Origin of the sequence: Pseudomonas wayambapalatensis, assembly GCF_049942315.1 — a bacterium.
Lineage (GTDB): Bacteria > Pseudomonadota > Gammaproteobacteria > Pseudomonadales > Pseudomonadaceae > Aquipseudomonas > Aquipseudomonas wayambapalatensis.
On record NZ_JBNFMU010000119.1, the window covers coordinates 1 to 6,640 of the forward strand.

General features: G+C 63.3%; 6 protein-coding genes. 2 read left to right on the top strand and 4 right to left on the bottom strand.

All coding sequences use genetic code 11. The annotated features are described in order from the left end of the window. Positions 1-199: 199 nt before the first annotated feature. The 3 genes from dgcA to ACPZMI_RS06235 form a co-directional block, all read right to left on the bottom strand. Positions 200-2,260 (bottom strand): dimethylglycine demethylation protein DgcA, encoded by a 2,061-nt coding sequence (dgcA, locus tag ACPZMI_RS06225; RefSeq protein WP_054891725.1) that lies wholly within the window; start codon positions 2,258-2,260, stop codon positions 200-202. A 15-nt stretch (positions 2,261-2,275) separates the two neighbouring features. Continuing rightward, complete coding sequence (locus ACPZMI_RS06230; protein WP_054891724.1) at positions 2,276-2,806, bottom strand: DUF5943 domain-containing protein; 531 nt, start codon at positions 2,804-2,806, stop codon at positions 2,276-2,278. A 78-nt stretch (positions 2,807-2,884) separates the two neighbouring features. Further along, a complete protein-coding gene (locus tag ACPZMI_RS06235; protein WP_186667463.1) occupies positions 2,885-3,862 on the bottom strand; it encodes a dipeptidase in 978 nt (325 codons plus the stop codon). 275 nt (positions 3,863-4,137) lie between these two features. Between ACPZMI_RS06235 and ACPZMI_RS06240 the strand changes: the two genes are divergently transcribed. Next, positions 4,138-4,539 carry a lysozyme inhibitor LprI family protein gene (locus ACPZMI_RS06240; protein WP_054891723.1) on the top strand — a complete coding sequence of 134 codons (402 nt, stop codon included), beginning with the start codon at positions 4,138-4,140 and terminating at the stop codon, positions 4,537-4,539. A gap of 54 nt (positions 4,540-4,593) precedes the next feature. Here ACPZMI_RS06240 and ACPZMI_RS06245 read toward each other — a convergent pair whose 3' ends face one another. Continuing rightward, positions 4,594-5,538, bottom strand: a complete 945-nt coding sequence (locus ACPZMI_RS06245) for a GlxA family transcriptional regulator (RefSeq protein WP_151925302.1) — start codon at positions 5,536-5,538, stop codon at positions 4,594-4,596. 148 nt (positions 5,539-5,686) lie between these two features. Here ACPZMI_RS06245 and choX point away from each other — a divergent pair, with 148 nt between their 5' ends. Then, entirely contained in the window at positions 5,687-6,631 is a 945-nt protein-coding gene (gene choX, locus ACPZMI_RS06250) for a choline ABC transporter substrate-binding protein (RefSeq protein WP_186667461.1), read from the top strand. Positions 6,632-6,640 lie beyond the last annotated feature (9 nt).

The following is a 6,640-nucleotide window of genomic DNA, read 5'->3' on the forward strand; positions in this document are numbered from 1 at the left end:
GCCCAGCGCAACGTGCATGCGGCGATCTATGACGCATTGCGGTTGTGCAAGGACTTCTGATCGATCTGTCGGCACACACCGGCCCCCGTGGGAGCGGGCTTGCACACGAATGCACCAGGTCAGACACCCCTGTTGTTGGTGCTGACGCTTTCGCGGGCAAGCCCGCTCCCACAGGGGCCGGTGTGTGCCGACAGATCGATCAGAAGTCCTTGCACAACCGCAAGGCGTCATAGATCGCCGCATGCACGTTGCGCTGGGCCACGCAGTCGCCGATGCGGTACAGCAGGTAGCCCTCGCCCGGCTGGCTGAGGATCGGCTGCGGCTGGATCGCGAACAGAGCGTCGATGTCGATCTGGCCCTTGTTGCGCGAACCCTCCTTGAGCCCGTAGTACAGCTCCTCGTCCGGGCGCACGCCGTTCTCGATCACCACCTGGTCGACCACACGCTCTTCCTTGGCCCCGGTGTATTCGTTCTCGAGCACCGCCACCAGCTTGTCGCCCTCGCGGTAGACCTTCTCCAGCATCATGTCCCCGGTCATGATCACTTCCTTGGGGTAGATGCTGCGGTAGTAGGTCGGGAAGGTCGTGCCGCCCATGGCCACGCCCGGCTTGATGTCGTCGGTGACGATCTCGACCTGGCTGCCCTTGTCGGCGATGAAATCAGCGGTGGACATGCCGGTGAATTCGCAGATGGTGTCGTACACCAGCACGTTCTTGCCCGGTGCGACCTTGCCGTCGAGCACGTCCCAGCTGCTGACCACCAGCCCTTCGGCGGCGCCCCAGTGCTCGTTCTGCTCGATGAACGGATGACCGCCCACCGCCAGCACGATGATGTCCGGGCGCAGGTCCTGGATGGTCGCGATGTCTGCCGCAGTGCCCAGGCGCAGGTCGACCTTCAGACGCGCGAACTCGAGTTGGTACCAGCGGGTGATGCCAGCGATCTGGTCGCGCTGCGGTGCCTTGGCGGCGATGGTGATCTGCCCGCCGATCTGCTCCTTCTTTTCGAACACGGTGACGTCATGGCCACGCTCGGCGGCCACCCGTGCGGCCTCCATGCCGGCAGGGCCGGCGCCGACCACCACCACCTTGCGTTTCGGTCCGGTGGACTTCTCGATGATGTGCGGCACGCCCATGTATTCACGGGACGTCGCGGCGTTCTGGATGCACAGCACGTCCAGGCCCTGGTACTGACGGTCGATGCAGTAGTTGGCACCGACGCACTGCTTGATCTGGTCGATCTGGCCCATCTTGATCTTGGCGATCAGGTGCGGGTCGGCCATGTGCGCACGGGTCATGCCGACCATGTCGACATAGCCGCCTTCGAGAATGCGCGTGGCCTGGTTCGGGTCCTTGATGTTCTGCGCGTGCAGCACCGGGACCTTGACCACTTCCTTGATGCCGGCCGCCAGGTGCAGGAACGGCTCCGGCGGGTAGCTCATGTTGGGAATGACGTTGGCCAGGGTGTTGTGGGTGTCGCAACCCGAGCCGACCACGCCGATGAAATCGATCATGCCGGTGGCGTCGTAGTAGGCGGCGATCTGCTTCATGTCCTCGTGGCTCAGGCCATCGGGGTGGAATTCGTCACCGCAGATGCGCATGCCCACGCAGAAGTCGTCGCCGACCTCGGCGCGTACCGCCTTGAGTACTTCCAGGCCGAACTTCATGCGGCCTTCGAAGCTGCCGCCCCATTCGTCGGTACGCTTGTTGACCCGAGGGCTCCAGAACTGGTCGATCATGTGCTGGTGCACCGCCGACAGCTCCACGCCGTCCAGTCCACCTTCCTTCGCCCGGCGCGCGGCCTGGGCGTAATTGCCGATCACCCGCCAGATCTCCTCCACCTCGATGGTCTTGCAGGTGGCGCGGTGCACCGGCTCGCGGATGCCGGACGGCGACATCAGGGTCGGCCAGTGGAAACCGTCCCAGCGCGAGCGACGGCCCATGTGGGTAATCTGGATCATGATCTTGGCGCCATGCTTGTGCATGGCGTCGGCGAGGTTCTGGAAGTGCGGGATGATGCGGTCGGTGGACAGGTTCACCGAGGCCCACCATTGCTGCGGGCTGTCGATGGCAACCACCGACGAGCCGCCACAGATGGCCAGGCCGATGCCGCCCTTGGCCTTCTCTTCGTAGTACTTCACGTAGCGCTCGGTGGTCATGCCGCCATCGGTGGCGTAGACCTCGGCGTGCGCGGTGCTGAGCACGCGGTTGCGGATGGTCAGCTTGCCGATCTGGATCGGCTGGAACATTGCTTCGAATGCCATGACGCTCTCTCCGGCTTACAACGGCTTTGTAACGAACAGGCCATCTTCGTGGCCTTCTTCAGAACCGCCATAGACCTGCTCCGCCACAGTGCGGATCGAGCTGCCACGGGCAGCGAGGATCTGGTCCATGGCACCGGCGAACCAGCCGGTGAACATGTAGTCGACCTTGCGGCCGCATTTGCCATACACGTAGACGAACGCCGAGTGCTTGAGCTTGACGCTGCACGTGCCTTTGTCGAGGTCGATGTCCTGGATCTCGAACAGGCCCCAGCCACGCTGGCTCAGGCGCTTCATGTAGTGCTCGAACACCGCCACGCCTTCCAGGCCATGGCACTCGGCTTCTTTTTCGCACCAGTGCCAGGCGGACTTGTAACCCGCCTTGTAGAGGATCTCGGCATAGGCGTCGGCGCCCAGCACCTCCTCGATGCCGATGTGGTTGTTGACGAAGAAATGCCGCGGTACGTACAGCATCGGCAGGGCATCGGACGTCCAGACACCGGTCTCGCTGTCGACTTCGATTGGCAATTGCGGGGCGATCTTGGCCATGGAAACTCAACTCCATAAAATTTTTTGTTTGGATGCCCCGGCGTTGCTGGCAAGGGCTTTCAGGCTCGGAGTGCGGCTTTATTCGCCCCACACATCCTTGAGAACGTTCACCCAGTTCTCGCCCATGATCTTGCGCACCACGCGTTCGGAATGGCCGCGCTTGAGCAGGGTCTCGGTGAGGTTGGGGAATTCGCCCACGGTGCGGATGCCCAGCGGGTTGATGATCTTGCCGAAGTTGGTCAGGCGACGGGCGTAGCCCTTGTCGTGGGTCAGGTACTCGAAGAATTCCTGGCCATGGCCCTGGGTGAAGTCGGTGCCGATACCGATGGCGTCTTCACCGACGATGTTCATGGTGTACTCGATGGCCTCGGCGTAGTCGTCGATGGTCGAGTCGATGCCCTTGGCCAGGAACGGCGCGAACATGGTCACGCCGACGAAGCCGCCGTGGTCGGCGATGAACTTCAGCTCTGCATCGGACTTGTTGCGCGGGTGCTCTTTAAGGCCCGACGGCAGGCAGTGGGAATAGCAGACCGGCTTTTTCGATTCGAGGATGACTTCCTCGGAAGTCTTGGAGCCCACGTGCGAGAGGTCGCACATGATGCCGACACGGTTCATCTCGGCGACGATCTCGCGGCCGAAGCCCGACAGGCCGCCGTCACGCTCGTAGCAACCGGTGCCGACCAGGTTCTGGGTGTTGTAGCACATCTGCACGATGCCCACGCCCAGCTGCTTGAATACGTCCACGTAGGCGATCTGGTCTTCGAACGCATGGGCGTTCTGGAAGCCGAAGAGGATGCCGGTCTTGCCCAGCTCCTTGGCCTTGCGGATGTCGGCTGTGGTGCGCACCGGCATCACCAGGTCGCTGTTGTCGCGGATCAGTTTCTGGCTGGCGGCGATCTGGTCGACCGTGGCCTTGAACCCTTCCCAGACCGACACGGTGCAGTTGGCTGCGGTCAGCCCGCCTTTACGCATGTCTTCGAACAGCTCGCGGTTCCACTTGGCGATGATCAGGCCATCGATGACGATGCTGTCGGCGTGTAATTCGGCTGGGCTCATCAGGCTGTCCCCTTTTGTCGAGTTGGGCGACGCCGAATCGTGTGCCGGCGCTTTGGGGCCAGCATATGCCTGCGGCCTGTGTCGCCCCGATGCAAAAACGACAGGGGGTTTGCCGAAAGCGTCAATGAGCGACATGGCAAGCTCTGGCGCGCTGCTGGGCAATGAGAGCGAGTCTCGACAAGAACCGTTCATGAACATTTTCTTTGCCCTCTACCACCCGGCTCTAGGCTGAGCGAGAATCTCGACGATTCGTCAGCCTGTTCAGGAGAAAACGGATGAAATCAAAGGCATGGCTGGTACTGCTGTTCGTGGCGCTGGGCGCCCAGGCCGCCGAAGAAGAAAGCACGCCCTGCGACAACGTCGAGACCGACCAGCAGACCTATGCGTGCGCGGCGTACAACAAGCAGACCGCCGAACGCGAACTGAAGGCCGCCTATGACGACCTGATCCAGCGCATCCGTGACCAGTACGCGGACGAAAACGACAAGGCCGTTGCGCTCAGCGGACGCATGGAGGCGGCCGAGAAGCTCTGGACCCAGTTGCGCGATGCCGACTGCAAGGTCGAGACCTATGCCGAGAAACCCGGCAGCAAGGCCTTTGAAGCGGCGTGGAATACCTGCGTGGCGCAGCGCAGCGATGAGCGGTCGGAGTATCTGCAGTCGGTGGGGCAGCAGTGATTATCTAATGGCCCTTTCGCGGCCAAACCCGCGAAAGGGCCAGCGCAGCCCCCATCACACCGCCCTGGCCAACCTGTCCTCCCGCGGACAACGTTCGAACCGCGCCCGATAACAGCGGGTGAAATACGACGCCGACTCGAACCCGCACGCTACCCCCACTTCGAGCACGCTCATATCGGTCTGGCGCAGCAGTTGCCGAGCCTTGTCCAGCCTCAGCCGCAGGTAGAAACCACTGGGCGTGTCGTCCAGATGCAGGCGAAACAGGCGCTCCAACTGACGACGGGTCACCTGCACGGCATCGGCCAGCACCTGGGTGTTGAGCGGTTGCTCGGTATTGCGCTCCATCTCGCCGATCACCTTCACCAGCTTCTTGTTGCGAATGCCGTAGCGCGTGGCGATCTCCATGCGCTGGTGGTCCTGGCGCGGACGAATACGGCTGACCACGAACTGCTCCGACACCTGGATCGCCAGCTCGCTGCCGTGGGCCTGGGCGATCAGGTCGAGCATCAGATCGATGGACGCCGTCCCTCCCGCGCAGGTGATCCGCCGCCGGTCGATCTCGAACAGCTCCTGAGTCGCCTGCAGGCGCGGATAGCGCTCCTTGAACGCCTCCAGCGCCTCCCAGTGCAAGGTCGCGCGATAGCCGTCGAGCAGGCCCGCTTCGGCCAGCACCAGCGCACCGGTATCGATGCCGCCGAGCGTGCCGCCGTCATGCTCGACGCGCCGCAGCGCCTGTTGCAGCACAGGGCCATAGCAGGCCAGCGGCTCGAAGCCGGCGACAACCAGCAGCATCCCTCCCCGCTCGCTGTCAGACAGCGCCTGGTCGGCATTGACCGACATGCCGTTGCTGGCCTGCACCGGGCCGCCGTCCAGGCTCAGCACCTGCCAGCGATACAGCGCTCCGCGAAAGCGATTGGCCACCCGCAAGGGCTCCACCGCACTGATGAAGCCCAACGCAGAAAATCCCGGCAAGAGGAGAAACTGGATCGTTTCCGGCATCGCTGACTCCTGGGAAGTGGGTGGTCGCTGCAGTGCAACTCTTGGTCGCCAGCGTGCGATTGCCCACTGTGCCATGGGCGTAACTTTTTTCCCACGGCCCGCAGAGGCCGGATCCCATAACAATACGCACTGCCGATGGAGAGCCACCATGCATCGCTTTATCCGCCGCAGCCTGTTGTCCCTCGCTCTCAGCACCACCGTGGTCACCCCGCTTTTCGCCGCCGAGCCCGCCGCCTGCAAGAACGTGCGCCTCGGTGTGGTCAACTGGACCGACGTCATCGCCACCAGCGCCATGGCCCAGGTCCTGCTGGACGGCCTGGGCTACCAGACCAAACAGACCAGCGCCTCGCAACAGATCATCTTCGCGGGCATCCGCGACAAGCGCCTGGACATGTTCCTCGGGTACTGGAACCCGATCATGACCCAGACCATCACCCCGTTCGTCGATGCCAAGCAGGTCAAGGTGCTCGACAAACCCAGCCTGGAAGACGCCCGCGCCACGCTCGCAGTACCCAAGTACCTGGCCGACAAGGGCCTGAAGAGCTTTGCCGACATCCACAAGTTCGAGAAGGAGTTGGGCGGCAAGATCTACGGCATCGAGCCCGGCTCGGGCGCCAACACCCAGATCAAGGCGATGATCGCCAGCAACAAGTTCGACCTGGGCAAGTTCCAGCTGGTCGAGTCGAGCGAGGCCGGCATGCTCGCCGCCGTCGATCGCGCCGTGCGCCGCAAGGAGGCCGTGGTGTTCTTCGGCTGGGCGCCGCACCCGATGAACGTGAACATCGACATGGTCTACCTGGGTGACAGCCAGGACGCCCTGGGCCCGGACGAAGGCCGTGCCACGGTCTGGACCGTGACCGCGCCCGACTACGCCGAACGCTGCCCCAACGCCAACCGCCTGCTGGCCAACCTGAAATTCAGCGCCGAGGACGAGAGCCGCATGATGCAGCCGCTGCTCGACCACAAGGACCCGCTGGAGTCGGCACGCCAGTGGCTCAAGGACCACCCACAAGACAAGGCCCGCTGGCTTGAAGGCGTGACCACCTTCGACGGCAAGCCGGCGGCTGACAACCTCAAGCTCACCGCCAACTGACCCGGCCTC